Raw genomic sequence first — 21,825 nt, forward strand, 5'->3', positions numbered from 1 at the left:
GAGCGGGCTTGCCCGCGAAGAGACCGGCGCGGACTTCACACAATCAGACAGTCAACGAACCATCCCCCACCGCCTGACCGTCACTCGCTCCAACGAATCGAACACCAGATTCTCCACCAGCAATCCAATCAGGATCACCACCGCCAACCCGGCAAATACCTTGTCCGTGTACAACTCATTGCGATTCTGAAAGATGTACCAGCCCAGTCCGCCCTTGCCACTGGTAGCACCAAACACCAACTCGGCGGCAATCAGCGTACGCCAGGCAAACGCCCAGCCGATCTTCAGGCCGGCAAGGATCGATGGCAGCGCTGCCGGAATCAGGATGAACAACACGAAACGCATGCCTTTGAGGCCGTAGTTGCGCCCGGCCATGCGCAGGGTTTCCGAGACCCCGAGGAACCCGGCGTAGGTGTTCAGCGCCAAGGCCCAGAGTACCGAATGCACCAGCACGAAAATCAGGCTGTTCTGCCCCAGGCCAAACCACAACAGCGCCAGCGGCAACAACGCGATGGCCGGCAACGGGTTGAACATGGAAGTCAGGGTACTCAGCAGGTCGCGACCGAACTGAGTCGACACCGCCAGCGTAGTCAGGGCAAACGCCAGGACGATGCCGATCAGGTAGCCCTTGAGCAGCACCACCAGGGAAATCCATACCTTGCCCAGCAATTCTCCGCTGAGCAGGCCGTCAGACAACGCGTGAGCGGTTTGCACAAAGCTCGGCAGCAGCAAGTCGTTGTTCTGATAACGGGCAACCGCTTCCCACAACACGGCAAGCAAAATCAGGATCAGGCTTTTGCGCAGCCAGCCCTGTTGCCACAGGCGTTGGCCGAGAGGCAGTTCGCGTTCCAGCGGCACGCTGGTCAGTGGCGGCAATACGGTTTCGAATTCTTCACGCGGGGATGATAAATGGCTCATCGGGCCCTCCTCTCACCTGTCTCAATAAGCGATGCGGATGTCGGCGAAATCCAGCTCACGCTCAGCGTTCGCCGCATCACCTTCATCGAACAACAACCGATGGATGCGCCGTGCCGATTCCTGGAACGCCACGCCACCCAGACTGTGCAAATCGTATTGATGGCTGTGGACTTCGGCCCGCACCCGGCCCGGATGCGGTGACAACAACAGGATGCGGTTGCCCACCACCAGCGCCTCTTCGATGGAGTGCGTGACGAACAGCAGGGTGAAACGCACCTCCTCCCAGAGCAGCAGCAGCTCCTCCTGCATCTTGCGCCGGGTCAGGGCGTCGAGGGCGGCGAAGGGTTCGTCCATCAGGAGGATTTTCGGCTGCATTGCCAGCGCCCGGGCGATGGCGACCCGAGCCTTCATGCCACCGGACAAGGTGTGCGGGTAGGCATCGGCAAACGCCGCCAGGCCGACTTTTTCCAGATAGTGCAGCGCTCGCTCTTCAGCTTCTTTTTTCTTCAGGGTTCGGGAAGCCAGCAGTGGGAACATCACGTTCTGTTTTACCGTTTTCCACGGTGGCAGTTGATCGAACTCCTGGAACACCACAATTCGGTCAGGCCCCGGTGCATCGACGCGCTGCCCCTGCAGACGGATCTCGCCCTCGACAGGCTGGATGAAGCCGGCAGCGGCCTTGAGCAACGTCGACTTGCCGCAACCGGACGGACCGAGCAGGACAAAACGATCCGCCGGATCCACTTCGAAACTCACTTGATGGGTCGCCCGTACCACGCGTTGCGGCGTGCGGTATTCCAGACTGACGTTATCGACCGACAGCAGCGCCTGGGCTGCCGCGATCGACTTGCTGACCGTGTGGTCTTGCAAAGGGGCATTCATCCCGGTCAGCTCCCTTGCAGTGGCTTGGCGTCCTGGAAGAAGTAGTCCTTCCACGAATCCGGTTTGTTTTTGATCGCGCCAACGCGGTACAGGAACTCGGCCAACGGATAAGTATTTTTCGGCGTGACGCTGAATTCGAACTGCGGGTTGTCGATGATTTTCAGCAACGCGGCGCGGTCGATCCTGGCCTTGGTGACGCGGATGTAGGTGTCGGCTGCCGCGCCCTTGTCGTTCTGCGCGAATTGCGCCGCTTCGGTCAGCGCATCGATAAATGCCTTGTAGGTTTTCGGGTTCTCGTTGCGGAATTTCTCGGTGGCGAACAGCACCGTCGGCGAGTTCGGACCGAGCAGGTCATAGGTGTTCAGCACCACGTGAACGTTGGGATTGACCAGCTCCTGATCCTGGAACGGTGGGTTGGAAAAGTGCCCGCTCAGCTCGGTGCCGCCGGCCACCAGCGCAGCCGTGGCATCAGGATGTGGGACGGCGATGGTGTACTTGTCGAGGCGATTGAACTCCTTGTCGCCCCACTGTTTGGCCGCCGCGTATTGCAGGAAGCGCGACTGCACCGACACACCCACCGCCGGTACCGCGATGCGGTCCTTCTCGGTGAAGTCAGCGATGGTTTTGACCTTGGGATTATTGCTCACCAGGTAGTACGGAAAGTTGCCGAGGGAGGCCACGGCCTTGACGTTCTGCTTGCCGTGGGTGCGGTCCCAGATGGTCAGCAACGGACCGACGCCGGCGCCGGCAATGTCGATCGAGCCTGCGAGCAACGCGTCGTTGACCGCCGCGCCGCCCGAGAGCTGGGTCCAGTCGACCTTGATGTCGATGCCTTCCTGCTTGCCGTATTTCTCGATCAGGTTCTGATCGCGCACCACATTGAGCAGCAGGTAAACGATGCCGAACTGTTCGGCGATGCGGATTTCACCTTCGGCATGAGCCACGGGCGGCGCCACCAGGCTGCCGGCGATCAGGCTGAAACCCAGGCCGATGGCCGCAGCCAGCGGTGCAAATGGAAGACGTTTGGACATGATCAGATCTCCGACAAATCAGAAAGGCGCATCGCCCTGGATGGTGGTGCGAAACAGCTTGCGGCGCAGATGACTGGGGCATCCGGCGGCTAGGTGGATCAGCGAACGGTTGTCCCAGAACACCAGGTCATGGGGCTGCCATTGATGGCGGTAGATGTTTTGCGGCAGCACGCTGTGGGCGTAGAGCTCGGCCAGCAGTTGTTGGCTCTCATCCTCCGGCAGGCCAACGATGCGGGTGGTGAAGCCCTCGCTGACGAACAAGGCCTTGCGACCGTTTTCCGGGTGGGTACGCACGACCGGGTGCACCACTTCGGCGACCTGGGCGAGCTGCTCCGGAGTCAGGGTCGGGCGCCAGTTGCCTTCGAATTTGGTCTCGCTGTAACGCGCCGTATAGGAGTGCGCCGCCGAGCGCCCTTCAACTGCATTGCGTAGCGCTTCGGGCAGACTGTTCCAGGCTTTGTGCATGTCTGCGAACAGCGTGTCGCCGCCCTCCGATGGCAGCTCCTGGGCATGCAGCATCGAGCCCAGGCTCGGCAGTTGTTTGTAGGAGAGATCGGAATGCCAGAACTTGCCGGCGTCACCCAGGCCGATGTTCTGCCCGTTTTCGACGATGTTGGAAACGATGAGGATTTCCGGATGCCCTGTCAGCAGGAACTGCTTGAGCACATGGATCTGCAACACGCCAAAACGACGACTGAAGTCGATGTGCTGTTCTGGGGTGATGCGCTGGTCGCGGAACACCACCACATGATGGTCCAGGTGCGCACGGTGAATGCGGGCAAAATCGTCATCATTGAGCGGGCGGGACAGGTCGAGACCGATGATCTCCGCGCCCACCGCTCCGCTGAACGGACGGATTTCAAAGAATTGTGGCGCGATGCTTGGCGAAGCTGAAGCTGCAGACATAAATCACTCCCACGCACGGCACGCTCAAAGGCGCGCGCGTCGATCAGAAACTCACGGAGATCCCGTGTTGGTTCGTGTCGTGCGGCGCGCCGATTGGTCGACAGGTACGCAGGAGATTGACTTTATAGATATAAGAATTGAAATTTAAATACCGTTAACGAATAACGATATGGCGATTGAAAAGGGACTGGGTGGATTGCGGCGTGACGTTATTTGTCACTTACTGACATATTTTTGGGATTTTGACTGACGCCATCGCGGGCTTGCCCGCGATGGCGTCAGTGAATCCACTGAAGATCTAGCGCTCGTGCAGCGCCTCGGCCCGAGCGCGGATGATCGGTTTGAGCAGGTAGCTGAGTACGGTCTTCTTGCCGGTGATGATGTCCACGGACGCCACCATCCCCGGAATGATCAGCAAGGGTTTTTCGTCGGTGCCCAAGTGGCTGCGGTCGGTGCGCAGCTTGATCACGTAGTAGGTGGTTTTCTTGTCTTCATCGGTGATGGTGTCGGCACCGATCTGCTCCAGCTTGGCCTTCAGCCCGCCGTAGATGGTGTAGTCATAGGCGGTAAACTTCACCGTCGCTTCCTGCCCCGGATGCAGGAACGCGATGTCCTGCGGACGGATCTTCGCCTCGACCAGCAAGGTGTCGTCCAGTGGCACGATTTCCACCAGGTCGCTGCCTGGCTGGATAACCCCGCCGATGGTATTGACCAGCAACTTGTTGACGATACCCCGCACCGGCGAAGTGACCAGCGTCCGGCTGACCCGGTCTTCCAGGGCCTTGCCGGTGGCCTCGGCCTTGTTCAGGTCAGTGCGTGCTTCATTGAGCTGGGTCAGGGCGTCACTGCGGAACTTGCCACGAGTTTCGTCGATCTTGCGCTGTACTTCCTTGATTGCCGATTCGGCTCGCGGAATAGCCAGGGTGGTGGCGTCGAGCTGGCCACGGGTCTCCGCTTCGGCACGCCTGAGGCGCAGGACCTCCACTGGCGATACTGCGCCCTGGGCCACCAACGGCTCGGACATGTTGATTTCCTGACGCTGAAAGCCCAATTGCTGGCGGTACTGCGCCTGTTTGGAGGTGAACTCACGCAGTTCTTGCTGGCGCTGGATCAACTGCTCCTGCAAGCCGCCAATCTCGTCGTGCAACTGCTGGCGGCGGCTTATATACAGCGACTCTTCGCTCTTGGCCTGACCCGGTACAGCCTTGAGTACATCCTCGGGGAAGTTCAGCGGGCGGTCGTCAACCTCGGCGCTCAAGCGCTCGACCCGAAGCACCATCGACAACCGATCGGCTTCCGTTTCACCCACGTTCGAAGCGAACCGCGTGTCATCCAGACGAATCAGCGGTGCGCCGGCTTCGACGATCTGGCCTTCCTTGACGAACAGCTCGGAAACGATACCGCCTTCAAGGTTCTGGATTTTCTGGATCTTCGACGATGGAATCGCCTTGCCATCGCCCTTAGTCACTTCGTCGATGACCGCGAAGTTGGCCCAGAGCATCAGGAACACAAAGAACGCGATGATCGCCCAGATCGTCAGCCGCACCACACGCGGCGCATCCTCGATCAGCGCCTTGTTGACCTCCGGCAGCGGCTGGCCCTGCAGCGAAGCAGAGCCTTTGAAGTAGCGACGGATCGAATCCTTACCCGACTTAAGCAACACTGATCTGCCCCTTCTTCAACGCTTCCATCACCGCAGCTTTCGGGCCGTCGGCAAGAATCTGCCCGCGGTCGATCACGATCAGTCGTTCAACCAGCGACAACAGCGAAGCCCGGTGCGTCACCAGCACCATGGTCTTGTTTTCGATCACCGCTGCCAGGCGCTGCTTGAGGCGCTCTTCACCGGTGTTATCCATGGCACTGGTCGGTTCGTCGAGCAGCAGGATCGGCGGGTTGAGCAATAACGCACGGGCCAGGGCGACGTTTTGCCGTTGACCGCCGGAGAGGTTCTGCCCGCGCTCACCCACTTGCAGCTCATAACCCTGCGGATGCAGGCGCGCATACTCGTGGACACCGGCCAACTCTGCCGCTTGCAGCACCAGTTCGTCCTCGACATACCGCGCACCGGAAACCAGGTTGTCGCGCAAGGTGCCCGCGAGCAACTGAATGTCCTGGGGTACGTAGCCGATGTTGTAGCGCAGTTCGCTGACGTCGATCTGGCGGATATCCACACCATCGACCAACAACGAACCATCATCCGGCTGATACAGCCCCACCAGCAGTTTCGCCAGCGAACTCTTGCCCGAACCGCTTCGGCCAATGATGCCGACTTTCTCACCGGGACGAATCGACAGGCTGATGTTCTTCAGCGCCAGGTTCTGCTGTTGCGGGTAGGTGAAGTTGAGTTGACGGCACTCAATGGCGCCCTGCAGCACCTTGCGGCTGAGCGGACGCTCTTCGAAGTTGCGCTCCTGGGGCAGCTCCATCATTTGGTCGACCGAGGTCATGGTCACCCGTGCCTGCTGATAGCGGGTCAGCAGCCCGGACAGTGACGCCAGCGGGCTGAGCGCACGGCCACTGAGCATGTAGCAGGCAATCAGGCCGCCCATGCTCAGGTGGCCGTCGATGATCTGGTACACGCCGAAGACGATCATGATCACCCCGGCCAGTTGCTGGATCAGCAGGGTGATATTCATCGCCAGGCCGGACAGCATTTTCACTCGCAACTCAAGGCGACTGAGGGTGCCGATGGTCTGTTCCCACTGATACTGGCGTTCACTTTCGGCGTTGTTGACCTTCACCGCATCCAGGCCGGCCAGGGTTTCGATCAGGCTCGATTGACGCTCGGCCCCCAGCGCCATGGTTCGTTCCATCGTCGCCACCAGGGGTTTCTGCAAGGCATAGCCGATGGCCAGGGCAATCGGGAACGCCAGCACCGGTATCCACACCAGATGCCCGCCAAGGATCGCGATGACGATAAAAATCAAAATAGTGAATGGCAGGTCGATCAGGCTGGTGAGGGTCAGCGAGGCGAGGAAATCGCGCAGGCTCTGGAATTCGTGGATGTTCTGGGCAAAGCTGCCGACCCGTGCCGGCCGGTATTTCATCGCCATGCCGACGATGCGTTCGAACAGCGTGGCCGAGATAATCAGGTCGGTTTTCTTGCCGGCCAGATCCAGGCACAGACTGCGCAGGCTTTTCAGGATCAGGTCGAAGAGGTAGGCGCCAGTGATGCCAAGCGCCAGGACCCATAGCGTCGCTTCGGCCTGGTTCGGCACGACGCGGTCGTAGACGTTCATCACGAACAGCGGCGCGGCCATGGCGATGATGTTGATCAGGAAACTGGCGGCGATGGCGTCGGCGTACAACCAGCGCGAACGTTTGAGGGTATCGCGGAACCACGAACGCGCACGCGGAATCAGCGTGCCGTGATTGACGTCGAATTTGTGCTGGGGCTGGGCGAAAAAGACCTTGCCGGTGTAGTCGTCGGCCAACAGCTCACGGCTGACCAAGGACTCACCGCCATCGCTTTCGCTGAGCAGCACCCGTACCTGATCTTCGCCTTGCCAGCCAAGCAGGACGGCACTGCGACCGTCCTTGAGCAGCAACAATGCCGGCATGGCAATCGCCGGAATGTTCTCCAGCTTGCGTTGCAGCACCCGGCCTTGCAGCCCCGCGCGAGCTGCTGCGCGAGGCAGCAATTCGGCACTCAAGCGTTGCTCGGGGAGCGGCAGGCCAGTGGTCAGCATTGCCGCGCTGGCAGGCTTCTGGTGCAGCATGCAAAGAGCGAGCAGACCATCCAGCAACGGATCGTCATGCAACGCGCGCGGATCATGAATGAGTTGAACCCGACTGACTTCTGATTCCACGCTCGGCACTCTTGGCTGACAATTGAACGATGAAGGACCTGCTCAGTTCATACCGGGCAATTGGACCTTGGGCTTCACGTCGTTCTGCACAACGGATGCCAATGGTGCGACCACTCCCTGGCTCTTGAGCAACTCGCCCATGGTCGCCTTGATTCGGTACTGAGTAAATAACTGAACGTTCTTGATCTCCGCCAGACGGCGAGAAGAGGTGAACAGTTCGTTCTCGCTGTCGAGCAAGTCAAGCAGGGTGCGCTCGCCGAGGCTGAACTGACGCTGGTAAGCGGTACGTACGGCGGTGCTGTGGTCGACGTACTGCTGGGCGATCGGCACCTGCGCGTTGGCATTGTTCAAGGCGTTCCAGGCCAGGCCCAGCTCTTCATTCAATTGGCGCAGGGCGTTGTTACGGATATCCAGCGCCTGGTTCGACAGGTAGGCCTTGGACTCCAGATCGGCCTTGTTGCTGCCACCGGAATACAGGTTGAAGCGCATGCGCAGCATGGCTTGCCATTCGTTGTTGTGGCCGTTCTGACCATCAATGTCGTTGTCCGCGGTGCGACCCAACTCAGCATCGAAGCGTGGGTAGAAAGTCGACTTGGCCGTGTCGTACTGCTTCTCGGCAGCGGCGATATCGGATTCGGCCGAGCGCAGGATCGGGCTGTTTTCCAGCATCTGCGCGCGGGCTTCATTCAGATTGGCCGGCATCAGCGCCAGGAAACTCGCCGGGCGCTCAAGTTGGTCCGGCATCTGGCCAACAGCGGAGAGGTAGTTGGTTTCGGCGTCAGCCAGGTTGGTCTGCTCGGTGATCAGATTGTTGCGCGCCTGGGCCATCCGCGCCTCCGCCTGATCGAGGTCGGCGCCGCTGCCGACACCACGCTGGGTGCGCAGCTGGATCTGGTCGTATATGCGTTGGTGGCTCTTGAGGTTGTCCTCGGCCAGACGCACGAACTCGCGACGAGTCAGCACGTCGAGATAGACCTGGGCCACGGTCAGCCCGGTACGCTCGGAAGTACTTAACAGCGAATAGGCGCGGGAGTTGACGGCGGCTTGTTGACGCCCTACTTCGCTGGACGTCGCAAAACCGTCAAAAACCATTTGGGTCAGACGCAGACTCGACTCACTGCGATTCAGGGTTTCCCAGTGGTTGCTGCTGCCGTTCGTTCGTGTAGTCACGCTGTCGGTGCCCTCACGACCATAACCGCCTAGCAGGTCGACCCGTGGCAGGTATCCACCTTTCGCAGCCTTCAACTGATAGTCCGCAGCCAATCGACTATTGACGCCTGCCTGGACCTCCGGATGGACATCCAGCGCTTGTTGCATGGCGTCTGGCAAGGACTGTGCCTGGACGAAAGACGTGGCGAGGGCGAAAGGTATAGCCATGAACAAAGGCGGACGCATTGTAGGAATTTCCCAGGACTTCTTGTCTTGAATCGCAGCAAAAGAACGTGCTGCGTCGGAAGATGGCAAGCGGAATGACCGTATGTCGGAAAGTTCAAAAAGCGGAACTGGATCACATACCGAGGACGAGTCACAGCTGAAATATCAATGTGACATTACTGGGACGATTGTTTAGGATGGCTCGAAGAAGGTCAATAGTTTGGCATAAAGTTAATAACGAAAATAAATAAAGCCAATATATTGACGAATTGATGCGTCAAATTTGTGCATCTATTTTGCAATGTACGTCCAGACTGGTCGGCGCCGACAGATGCCATCAGGTCCATGGAAGTCAACTGAACGTGACACCCCGGAGAGTCTTCAATGAGCAGTGTTGTTGCCATCGTCAAAAGCATTGTCGGTCAGGTTTTCGTGGTGTCCCCCGAGGGCATCCGCCGCGTTCTCGTTGAAGGCGACAAACTGTTCGCCGGTGACCAGATCGACACTGGCCTTTCCGGCGCCGTGTCCCTGGAGCTGGCCGATGGCCGTACCCTCGATCTGGGCCGTGACACTCAGTGGAGCGCGCACGCCCCGGACTCCGGCAGTGATCTGGCGGCCGCCACCGCGCAAGCCGCACCGTCCGTTGAAGAGCTGCAACAAGCCATTGCCGCCGGTGCCGACCCGACCAAAGACCTTGAAGCCACCGCTGCGGGTCCGACGGCGGCCGGCTCTGGTGGTGCCGCGGGTGGTAGTCACAGTTTCGTGGTGCTCGACGCCACCGCTGGCCGCGTCGACCCAACCATTGGCTTCCCGACTGCGGGCATCAATTCTGCTGCGCAAATAGCTCAGGACACTACTGGCGGCCAGACCGCCGCCGCCAACGCCAACACCAACACCAACACCAACACCAACACCAACACTCCAAGTGAGTCGACCCTGAGCCTTAGCGCCACGCCAACCATCACCGAGGCCGGTGGCGTGCTGGTGTATACCGCGACACTGACCCAGGCACCGCTGACCGACCTGACTGTCACGCTGTCCAACGGCGCGGTGATCGTGATTCCCGCGGGCTCGACCACCGGCACCGTCAACGTGCCATTGGTCCCGAACGACACTGTTTATAACGACGCGACCCAGATCGAAATGACCGTCACCGGCACCAGCGGCGGCAGCGGTATCACAGTTACGCCACCGACTACCCCGGCCGTGACCCAGGTCACCGATACCGTCGACACCACCACGGTCACCCTGACGGCCGGCAACACCGTCACCGAAGGTGGCCAGATCACCTATACGGCGACCCTGAACAACCCGGCGCAAACGCCGGTGACGGTCACCCTGTCCAACGGCTCGGTCATTACCATCGAAGCCGGCAAGACCAGCGGCAGCGTCGTGGTCGAGACCCCGGCCAATGACGTCTATGTGAACGGCAGCACTGTCAGCACCACCATCACCGGCACCACTGGCGGCAACTTCGAAAACCTGGTGCCAAGCACCGCGCCGGCCGTGACCACCGTTACCGATTCCGTGGACAGCACCGGGCTGATACTGAGCGCCACCGGCAACATCACCGAAGGTGGGCAGATCACCTACACCGCGACCCTGACCAACCCGGCGCAAACACCGGTGACCGTGACCCTGTCCAATGGCTCGGTCATCACCATCGAAGCCGGCAAGACCAGCGGCAGCGTCGTGGTCGAGACCCCGGCCAATGACGTCTATGTGAACGGCAGCACCGTCAGTACCACCATCACTGGTACAACTGGCGGCAACTTCGAAAACCTGGTGCCAAGCACCGCGCCGGCCGTGACCAGCATCACCGATTCCGTGGACAGCACCGGGCTGACCCTGAGCGCCACCGGCAACATCACCGAAGGCGGGCAGATCACCTACACCGCGACCCTGACCAACCCGGCCGGCACGCCGATGACCGTGACCTTGAGCAACGGCTCGGTCATTACCATCGAAGCCGGCAAGACTACTGGCAGCGTCGTGGTCGAGACCCCGGCCAATGACGTCTATGTCAACGGCAGCACCGTCAGCACCACCATCACCGGCGCCACTGGCGGCAATTTCGAAAACCTGGTGCCGAACACCGCGCCGGCCGTGACCACCATTACCGACTCCGTGGACAGCACCGGGCTGACCCTGACTGCCACCGGTAACATCACCGAAGGCGGGCAGATCACCTACACCGCGACCCTGACCAACCCGGCCGGCACGCCAATGACCGTGACCTTGAGCAACGGCTCTGTCATTACCATTGAAGCCGGCAAGACCACTGGCAGCGTCGTGGTCGAGACCCCGGCCAATGACGCCTATGTCAACGGCAGCACCGTCAGCACCACCATCACCGGTACCACTGGCGGCAACTTCGAAAACCTGGTGCCGAACACCGCGCCGGCCGTGACCAGCATCACCGACTCCGTGGACAGCACCGGGCTGACCCTGACTGCCACCGGTAACATCACCGAAGGCGGCCAGATCACCTACACCGCGACCCTGACCAACCCGGCCGGCACGCCGATGACCGTGACCTTGAGCAACGGCTCGGTCATTACCATCGAAGCGGGCAAGACCAGCGGCACGGTGGTGGTCGAGACCCCGACCAATGACGTCTATGTCAATGGCAGCACCGTCAGCACCAGCATCACCGGTACCACTGGCGGCAACTTCGAAAACCTGGTGCTGAGTAAAGAGCCGGCAGTGACGTCCATCACTGACTCGATCGACAGCACCACGGTGACCCTGACCGCCACGCCGAGCGTGGACGAGAACGGCACCATCACCTACACCGCCACCTTGACCGATGCCCAGGGCCAACCGGTCACCGCGCAGAACGGTCCGGTCACCGTGACGTTGGACAGCGGCAAGGTCATCACCATCGCCGAAGGTCAGAGTTCCGGCAGCCTGCCAGTCACCGTCGGCAACGACGTCTACCAAGGTCCGACCACCGTCACCGAATCCATCAAGGACGCCGTAGGTGGCAACCTGGAGTTGGTGTCGCCCAACACCACGCCAGTGACCACCACGGTCAATGACGTCAACGACACTACCACCGTGACCTTGACCGCGACGCCGAGCGTGGACGAGAACGGCACCATCACTTACACCGCCACCCTGACCGATGCCCAGGGCCAACCGGTCACCGCGCAGAACGGTCCGGTCACCGTGACGTTGGACAGCGGCAAGGTCATCACCATCGCCGAAGGTCAGAGTTCCGGTAGCCTGCCGGTCACGGTCGGCAATGACGTCTACCAAGGTCCGACCACCGTCACCGAATCCATCAAGGACGCAGTGGGTGGCAACCTGGAGTTGGTGTCGCCCAACACCACGCCAGTGACCACCACGGTCAATGACGTCAACGACACTACCACCGTGACCTTGACCGCGACGCCGAGCGTGGACGAGAACGGCACCATCACTTACACCGCCACCCTGACCGATGCCCAGGGCCAACCGGTCACCGCGCAGAACGGTCCGGTCACCGTGACGTTGGACAGCGGCAAGGTCATCACCATCGCCGAAGGTCAGAGTTCCGGTAGCCTGCCGGTCACGGTCGGCAATGACGTCTACCAAGGTCCGACCACCGTCACCGAATCCATCAAGGACGCAGTGGGTGGCAACCTGGAGTTGGTGTCGCCCAACACCACGCCAGTGACCACCACGGTCAACGACGTCAACGACAGCACCACCGTGACCCTGACTGCCACGCCGAGCGTGGACGAAAACGGCACCATCACCTACACCGCCACACTGACCGACAAAAACGGCGCCGCGGTGACCGCGCACAGCACGCCGGTCACCGTCACCCTCGACAGCGGCAAGGTCATCACCATCGCCGTCGGCCAAAGCTCCGGCACCCTGCCGGTGACCGTGGGCAACGACGTTTACAAAGGTCCGACCACCGTCACCGAATCCATCAAGGACGCCGTAGGTGGCAACCTGGAGTTGGTGTCGCCAAACACAACGCCAGTGACCACCACGGTCAATGACGTCAACGACACTACCACCGTGACCTTGACCGCGACGCCGAGCGTGGACGAGAACGGCACCATCACCTACACCGCGACCTTGACCGATGCCCAGGGCCAACCGGTCACTGCGCAGAACGGTCCGGTGACCGTGACGTTGGACAGCGGCAAGGTGATCACCATCGCCGAAGGCCAGAGTTCCGGCAGCTTGCCAGTCACCGTCGGCAACGACGTGTACAAGGGGCCAACCACCGTCAGCGAATCCATCAAGGACGCTGTGGGTGGCAACCTGGAAGCGATCAACCCGGTGAAAACGCCGGTCAGCACCACGGTCAACGACGTCAACGACAACACCACCGTGACCTTGACCGCGACGCCGAGCGTGGATGAAAACGGCACCATCACCTACACCGCCACCCTGACCGACAAGAACGGCGCCGCGGTGACCGCGCAGAACGGTCCCGTCACCGTCACCCTCGACAGCGGCAAGGTCATCACCATCGCCGAAGGCCAGAGCGCCGGCAGCCTGCCGGTGACGGTGGGCAATGACGTCTACAAAGGTCCGACCACTGTCAGCGAATCCATCAAGGACGCCGTAGGTGGCAACCTGGAGTTGGTGTCGCCCAACACCACGCCAGTGACCACCACGGTCAACGACGTCAATGACACCACCACCGTGACCTTGACCGCCACGCCGAGCGTGGATGAAAACGGCACCATCACCTACACCGCGACCTTGACCGATGCCCAGGGCCAACCGGTCACTGCGCAGAACGGTCCGGTGACCGTGACGTTGGACAGCGGCAAGGTGATCACCATCGCCGAAGGCCAGAGTTCCGGCAGCTTGCCAGTCACCGTCGGCAACGACGTGTACAAGGGGCCAACCACCGTCACCGAATCCATCAAGGACGCCGTAGGTGGCAACCTGGAGTTGGTGTCGCCCAACACAACGCCAGTGACCACCACGGTCAATGACGTCAACGACACTACCACCGTGACCTTGACCGCGACCCCGAGCGTGGACGAGAACGGCACCATCACCTACACCGCCACCTTGACCGATGCCCAGGGCCAACCGGTCACCGCGCAGAACGGTCCGGTCACCGTGACGTTGGACAGCGGCAAAGTGATCACCATCGCCGAAGGCCAGAGTTCCGGCAGCCTGCCAGTCACCGTCGGCAACGACGTCTACCAAGGGCCAACCACCGTTACCGAGTCGATTAAATCGGCCGACGGCGGCAATCTGGAAGTGATCAACCCGATCAAGACCCCGGTGGAAACCACGGTCAATGACGTCAACGACAGCACCACGGTGACCCTGACCGCCACGCCGAGCGTGGACGAGAACGGCACCATCACCTACACCGCGACCTTGACCGATGCCCAGGGCCAACCGGTCACTGCGCAGAACGGCCCGGTGACCGTCACCCTCGACAGCGGCAAAGTGATCACCATCGCCGAAGGCCAGAGTTCCGGCAGCCTGCCGGTGACGGTGGGCAACGACGTCTACCAAGGCCCGACCACCGTCAGCGAATCCATCAAGGACGCAACGGGCGGCAACCTCGAAGCGATCAACCCGGTGAAGACCCCGGTCACCACTACGGTCAACGACGTCAACGACAGCACCACGGTGACCCTGACCGCCACGCCGAGCGTGGACGAGAACGGCACCATCACCTACACCGCCACCCTGACCGACAAGAACGGCGCCGCGGTGACCGCGCAGAACGGTCCCGTCACCGTCACCCTCGACAGCGGCAAGGTCATCACCATCGCCGAAGGCCAGAGTTCCGGCAGCCTGCCGGTCACCGTCGGCAATGACGTCTACCAAGGGCCGACCACCGTCAGCGAATCCATCAAGGACGCGGTGGGTGGCAACCTGGAAGCGATCAACCCGGTGAAAACGCCGGTCAGCACCACGGTTACCGACGTCAACGACACCACCACCGTGACCTTGACCGCCACCCCATCAGTGAGCGAAAACGGCACCATCACTTACACCGCGACCCTGACCGATGCCCAGGGCCAACCGGTCACCGCGCAGAACGGCCCGGTCACCGTCACCCTCGACAGCGGCAAAGTGATCACCATCGCCGAAGGCCAGAGTTCCGGCAGCCTGCCGGTGACCGTCGGCAACGACGTCTACCAAGGTCCAACCACCGTTACCGAGTCGATTAAATCGGCCGACGGCGGCAATCTGGAAATGATCAACCCGATCAAGACCCCGGTCACCACTACGGTTACCGACGTCAACGACAGCACCACGGTGACCCTGACCGCGACGCCGAGCGTGGACGAGAACGGCACCATCACCTACACCGCGACCTTGACCGATGCCCAGGGCCAACCGGTCACTGCGCAGAACGGTCCCGTCACCGTCACCCTCGACAGCGGCAAGGTGATCACCATCGCCGAAGGCCAGAGCGCCGGCAGCCTGCCGGTCACCGTCGGCAACGACGTCTACCAAGGCCCGACCACCGTCAGCGAATCCATCAAGGACGCAACGGGCGGCAACCTCGAAGCGATCAACCCGGTGAAGACCCCGGTCACCACTACGGTCAACGACGTCAACGACAGCACCACGGTGACCCTGACCGCCACGCCGAGCGTGGACGAGAACGGCACCATCACCTACACCGCCACCCTGACCGACAAGAACGGCGCCGCGGTGACCGCGCAGAACGGTCCCGTCACCGTCACCCTCGACAGCGGCAAGGTCATCACCATCGCCGAAGGCCAGAGTTCCGGCAGCCTGCCGGTCACCGTCGGCAATGACGTCTACCAAGGGCCGACCACCGTCAGCGAATCCATCAAGGACGCGGTGGGTGGCAATCTCGAAGCGATCAACCCGGTGAAGACCCCGGTAGAAACCACGGTCACCGATGTCAACGACACCACCACCGTGACCCTGAGCGCCACCCCGAGCGTGGACGAAAACGGCACCATCACTTACACCGCGACGCTGACCGATGCCCAAGGCCAACCGGTCACCGCGCAGAACGGTCCGGTCACCGTGACCCTCGACAGCGGCAAGGTCATCACCATCGCCGAAGGCCAGAGCTCCGGCAGCCTGCCGGTGACCGTCGGCAACGACGCTTACAAAGGGCCAACCACCGTTACTGAGTCGATTAAATCGGCCGACGGTGGCAACCTCGAAGCGATCAATCCGGTGAAAACGCCAGTGACCACCACGGTCAACGACGTCAACGACTCCACTACCGTGACCCTGACCGCCACCCCGAGCGTGGACGAAAACGGCACCATCACCTACACCGCGACCCTGACCGATGCCCAGGGCCAACCGGTCACCGCGCAGAACGGTCCGGTCACCGTGACCCTCGACAGCGGCAAGGTCATCACCATCGCCGAAGGCCAGAGCTCCGGCAGCCTGCCGGTGACCGTCGGCAACGACGCTTACAAAGGGCCAACCACCGTTACTGAGTCGATTAAATCGGCCGACGGTGGCAACCTCGAAGCGATCAATCCGGTGAAAACGCCAGTGACCACCACGGTCAACGACGTCAACGACTCCACTACCGTGACCCTGACCGCCACCCCGAGCGTGGACGAAAACGGCACCATCACCTACACCGCGACCCTAACCGATACCCAGGGCAAACCGGTGACCGCGCAGAACGGTCCGGTCACCGTGACCCTGGACAGCGGCAAGGTCATCACCATCGCCGTCGGCCAAAGCTCCGGCAGCCTGCCGGTCACCGTCGGCAACGACGTTTACAAGGGGCCAACCACTGTCAGCGAATCCATCAAGGATGCAGTGGGTGGCAACCTCGAAGCGATCAACCCGGTGAAAACCCCGGTCAGCACCACGGTCACCGACGTCAACGACAGCACCACCGTAACCCTGAGCGCCACCCCGAGCGTGGACGAAAACGGCACCATCACCTACACCGCCACCCTGACCGATGCCCAGGGCCAACCGGTGACCGCGCATAACACGCCAGTCACCGTCACCCTCGACAGCGGCAAGGTGATTACCATCGCCGTCGGCCAGAGCTCCGGCTCCTTGCCGGTCACGGTGGGCAATGACGTTTACAAAGGTCCAACCACCGTTACTGAGTCGATTAAATCGGCCGACGGCGGCAACCTGGAAGCGATCAACCCGGTGAAAACCCCGGTGAACACCACGGTCAACGACGTCAACGACAGCACCACCGTGACCCTGACCGCCACCCCGAGCGTGGACGAGAACGGCACCATCACTTACACCGCCACCCTGACCGACAAGAACGGTGCCCCGGTGACCGCACACAACACGCCGGTCACCGTCACCCTCGACAGCGGCAAGGTGATCACCATCGCGGTCGGCCAGAGCTCCGGCAGCCTGCCGGTCACCGTCGGCAACGACGTCTACAAAGGTCCAACCACCGTTACTGAGTCGATTAAATCGGCCGACGGCGGCAACCTGGAAGCGATCAACCCGGTGAAAGCCCCGGTGAACACCACGGTCAACGACGTCAACGACAGCACCACCGTGACCCTGACCGCCACCCCGAGCGTGGACGAGAACGGCACCATCACTTACACCGCCACCCTGACCGACAAGAACGGTGCCCCGGTGACCGCACACAACACGCCGGTCACCGTGACCCTCGACAGCGGCAAGGTCATTACCATCGCCGTCGGCCAAAGCTCCGGCACCCTGCCGGTCACCGTCGGCAACGACGTCTACAAAGGTCCAACCACTGTCACCGAATCCATCAAGGACGCGGCCGGCGGTAACCTTGAAGCGATCAACCCGATCAAGACCCCGGTGAACACCACAGTTACCGACGTCAACGACGCCACCACCGTGAAATTGACTGCGACCCCATCGGTGAGCGAGAACGGTACGATCACGTATACCGCGACCATCACCGACAAGAATGGCATCCCTGTCACTGCACACGACACGCCGGTCACCGTCACGCTGGACAGCGGCAAGTTGATCACCATCGCCGTCGGCCAGAGCTCCGGCAGCCTGCCGGTCACCGTGGGCAACGATGTCTACATCGGCGCGCCAACCGTTACCGAATCGATCAAGGCCGCCAGCGGCGGCAACCTTGAAGCCCTCGGCATGGACAAGACGCCAGTGTCGACCAGCGTCAGTGACTTCCAGGACACCACCACTGCCAGCATCAGCGGCAGCACTTCGGTAACCGAAGGCCAGGCGGCGAGTTATACCGTCAGCCTGACCAACCCGGCCCAGACCGAAGTGACGCTGAAAATCGTCTACAGCGGTACCGCTGCCGACGGTTCGGACTTCACCGGCGTGTACACCGTGAAGATCCCGGCGGGCGCCAGCAGTGCCAACTTCAACGTCGCGACCATCGATGACAAGATCACCGAAGGCACCGAAAACTTCGTGGTCAAGATCGATTCGGTCACTGGTGGCAACTTCGAGAATCTGGCGATCAGTTCGTCCAATGGCAGCGTCAGCACTTCGATCATCGACAACGATGCACCGCCAGTGCTGGACCTCGACGCCAACAACTCCAGCGGCGCTACCGGGGCCGATTACAAGGTGACGTTCACCGAGAACACCGCCGGTCCTGGCGTGTCGATCGGCGATCTCGACCTGAGCATCACCGATCCGGACAGCACCATGCTGACCGGTGCAACCGTCGTGCTGACCAACCGTCAGCCAGGCGATGCGCTGAACCTGGGCAACAGCGTCAACGGCATCATCATCAACAGCAATGACCAGACTGGCACGATCACACTGACCTTGACCGGTACTGCGACGCTGGCCGATTACATTCAGCGCATCAAGAACATCACCTTCACCAACAACAGTGAAGACCCAAGCACCGTACCGCGGACCATCACCGTGAAGGTGACCGATGGCAGCAATTACTCCAACACCGCGACCACCACGGTCAATGTGGTGGCGGTCAATGACGCACCGGTCGCAGCACCGGTCAACGTCACCGGCACCGAAGACACGCCGCTGATTCTCGGCTGGTCGACCTTCGGCGTCAGCGACGTCGACAGCCCCGCCACCGGCCTGGGCGTGAAAATCACCCAGCTGCCGGGCGAGGGCAAACTGCAGTATCTGGACAGTTCGACCTGGAAAGATGTCGCCGCCAACCAGACCTTCAGCAAAGCCGACATCGACGCTGGCAAACTGCGCTTCATGCCGGATGCCAACGAGTCGGGCGCGAACGGTTATGGCCCCGGCACTGGCGATCAAAAGGCTGATTACGCGCAACTCCAGTTCCAGCCAACCGACGGCCAGGCACTGGGCAACACCGGCACGATCAAGATCGGCATCACCCCGGTGGCGGATGCCCCGACCCTGAGCGTTGCCGACAATAGCGTGAAGTCCACCGGATTGATCAAGGAAGTCTGGACCGGTCTGTCGGGCCTGGGTACCAGCGGCAACGGCGCGGACTCGACCACGCTGAAAAACGTGATCGACGCCGCTGGCACAGCAAACTCCAAAGGCACCGTGACCAACGTGCAGTCCGACGCTAACGTGACCGCCGGTACGGCGTCGAAAACCTCGGGCCTGATCTACCTCGAAGCCGGCAAGACCTACACCTTCAGCGGTGTTGGCGATGACAGCCTGTTGGTGACCATCGGCGGCAAGAACGTCGCCGCGATCACCTGGGGCGCGGGCGGCAACCTCAATGGTTCGTTCACCCCGACCACCAGCGGCTACTACACCCTGGACATCTACCACCACAACCAGAGCGGCCCGGGTAACTATGACGTCAACCTGTCGGTCAATGGCAGCACGCCGATCGACCTGAGCAGTGCCGGCGTACCGATTTACACGGGCGTGACGGATCTGGTGAATGCCGGCGTGACCGTGTCCGACTTGCACGGCAGCAATGGCGAGGGCTACTACGACGGCTACAAACTCAACACCGGCGCCGAAGGCAGCAGTGTGAAATTGTCCGCTATCACGACCGCGCTGACCGACACCGATGGCTCGGAAAGCCTGAGCCTGAAGATCAGCGGCATGCCGACCGGCTCGGTGCTCACCGACGGCGCGGGACATACCTTCACGGTCACTGCGACCAGTGGCGAGGCCAACGTGACGGGCTGGAGCCTAGGCTCTCTGAGCGTAACGCCACCATCGTATTACAACGGCCAGTTCAACCTGACCGTGACTTCGACCTCCACTGAGGCCCTGGGTGGTTCGGCCAGCAGCACTTCGCAAATTCCTGTGACTGTGTATCCGGCGGTCTACAACGCCGTCACTGCCACGGCGGCCAATGACACGGTCACCGGCACCGACGGCAACGACATCATCGTCGCCGACATCGGCGGCCTGACCGTGGTGCCAGGCACCAACTACAACATCGCGTTCATGGTCGACAGTTCCGGCAGTATGAGTTCCTCGTCGATCAACTCGGCCAAGGACTCGCTGACGTCTGTGTTCAACACACTAAAGCAAAGCCTGGGCAGCAACTCGGGTACGGTGAACATCTTCCTGGTGGACTTCGACACCCAGGTCAACAAGTCGGTGTCGGTGAACCTCAAAGACCCGAATGCGCTGACTCAGTTGAAGACGATCCTGGACTCGATGTCATCCGGCGGCGGCACCAACTACGAGGACGTGTTCAAAACCACGGCCAACTGGTTCCAGAGTGCGGACGCCGTGGCCAACACCGGGGCGAAGAACCTCACGTACTTCATTACTGACGGCAAGCCGACTTACTACCAGAGCGGCGAGTCGACCAACCCGACCCTGTATGGCAGCACAACACTCGATAGCCTGGTCACCACCAGCAACTATCAGTTGGGTAAAGCGATCAGCCTGGTCCCCGACAGCACGCACCAGATCGACATTAGCGCCTCGGGCTACGTGACGGTCTGGACCAAGACCAGCAACGGCAACAACGGCAATGGCAATGGCAATGGCAACGGCAATGGAAGTAGCTGGTCCTCCAAGGACTTCGGCTATCTGCATGCCCAGGGCGACGGCACTTACGAGTTCTCGGGTCGTGACGGCGACGGCAACAGCACCGACGGGGACACCATCAGCAACTCCACCAGCAGCTTCACACTGCTGAGCAAGCTGTCGAATGTCGAGGCCATTGGTCTTAACAGCGACGTGAGCCTCAACGACCTGAAGCCGTACGACTCGGATACCACGCCGCAAACCAACATCGATCCGAAGGATCTGGCCAACTCGATCATCGGCCACACCGAAGCGACAATGCCGGGCAACGATACCGTCAGCGGTGGCGACGGCAACGACCTTCTGTTCGGCGATCTGGTGAGCTTCAACGGCATTGCCGGCGAGGGTTACCAGGCGATACAAGCCTTCGTGGCGCAGCAATCCGGCGTGGACGTCAGCAAAGTCACCACCAGCAACGTGCACCAGTACATCACTGAGCATTACACCGCGTTCGATGTGTCCGGTGCCCATGACGGCAACGATACCCTGCTGGGCGGTGCGGGCAATGACATCCTGTTCGGCTCGGGCGGAAGCGACACCCTCGACGGCGGCAAGGGCAATGACAGCCTGCTCGGCGGCACCGGCAACGACACGTTGATGGGCGGACAGGGCAACGACATCCTGATCGGTGGTTCCGGTGGTGACACCTTCGTCTGGAAAGCGGGCGACACCGGCAGCGACGTGATCAAGGACTTCAAGGCCGGCGAAGGTGACCGGATCGACCTGCGCGATCTGTTGCAGGGCGAAACCGGCAGTACCATCGACAACTTCCTGAAGATCACCACGGTCGATGGCGTGTCGTCGCTGCAAGTCAGCTCGACCGGCCAGTTCAACTCGGGCAACGCCGCAGCGGCCACGCCGGACGTGACGATCAAGCTGGAAGGCAATAACTGGTCAAGCGCCAACCTGCACAACCTGATTGCCGGTAGCGACCCGACCATCAAAATCGATCACAACAACAGCTGATGCACGAAAACGGCCGTTCCTTATGGGGCGGCCGTCACGTTTGCGTCCACTGCCCG

General features: G+C 61.2%; 8 protein-coding genes. 1 reads left to right on the forward strand and 7 read right to left on the reverse strand.

Features of this window, described 5'->3' with window-relative positions; all coding sequences use genetic code 11:
- Nucleotides 1-51 precede the first annotated feature (51 nt).
- From ACEN8Q_RS22510 to ACEN8Q_RS22540, 7 genes are all read right to left on the reverse strand, one after another.
- Nucleotides 52-918 carry an ABC transporter permease gene (locus ACEN8Q_RS22510; RefSeq protein ID WP_413427729.1) on the reverse strand — a complete coding sequence of 289 codons (867 nt, stop codon included), beginning with the start codon at nt 916-918 and terminating at the stop codon, nt 52-54.
- 21 nt (nt 919-939) lie between these two features.
- A complete protein-coding gene (locus ACEN8Q_RS22515) occupies nt 940-1,800 on the reverse strand; it encodes an ABC transporter ATP-binding protein (RefSeq protein ID WP_413427728.1) in 861 nt (286 codons plus the stop codon).
- A 5-nt stretch (nt 1,801-1,805) separates the two neighbouring features.
- A complete protein-coding gene (locus tag ACEN8Q_RS22520) occupies nt 1,806-2,831 on the reverse strand; it encodes an ABC transporter substrate-binding protein (protein WP_413427727.1) in 1,026 nt (341 codons plus the stop codon).
- Between the two features lie 18 nt (nt 2,832-2,849).
- Nucleotides 2,850-3,737: a TauD/TfdA dioxygenase family protein gene (locus ACEN8Q_RS22525; protein ID WP_413703772.1), complete on the reverse strand. Its 888-nt coding sequence runs from the start codon at nt 3,735-3,737 to the stop codon at nt 2,850-2,852.
- Nucleotides 3,738-4,035: 298 nt separating this feature from the next.
- On the reverse strand, nt 4,036-5,400 hold the full coding sequence (locus tag ACEN8Q_RS22530; RefSeq protein ID WP_413427725.1) for an HlyD family type I secretion periplasmic adaptor subunit: 1,365 nt from the start codon (nt 5,398-5,400) through the stop codon (nt 4,036-4,038).
- Nucleotides 5,390-7,546 (reverse strand): type I secretion system permease/ATPase, encoded by a 2,157-nt coding sequence (locus tag ACEN8Q_RS22535; protein ID WP_413427724.1) that lies wholly within the window; start codon nt 7,544-7,546, stop codon nt 5,390-5,392. Before ACEN8Q_RS22535 ends, ACEN8Q_RS22530 begins: the two co-directional genes overlap by 11 nt.
- 42 nt (nt 7,547-7,588) lie before the next feature.
- A complete protein-coding gene (locus ACEN8Q_RS22540; RefSeq protein WP_413427723.1) occupies nt 7,589-8,941 on the reverse strand; it encodes a TolC family outer membrane protein in 1,353 nt (450 codons plus the stop codon).
- Nucleotides 8,942-9,304: 363 nt separating this feature from the next.
- Here ACEN8Q_RS22540 and ACEN8Q_RS22545 point away from each other — a divergent pair, with 363 nt between their 5' ends.
- Complete coding sequence (locus ACEN8Q_RS22545) at nt 9,305-21,769, forward strand: retention module-containing protein (protein WP_413703773.1); 12,465 nt, start codon at nt 9,305-9,307, stop codon at nt 21,767-21,769.
- The last annotated feature ends 56 nt before the right edge of the window (nt 21,770-21,825 follow it).

This window comes from Pseudomonas sp. Pseusp16 (genome assembly GCF_047324915.1).
Taxonomy (GTDB): Bacteria; Pseudomonadota; Gammaproteobacteria; order Pseudomonadales; family Pseudomonadaceae; genus Aquipseudomonas; species Aquipseudomonas fluorescens_CD.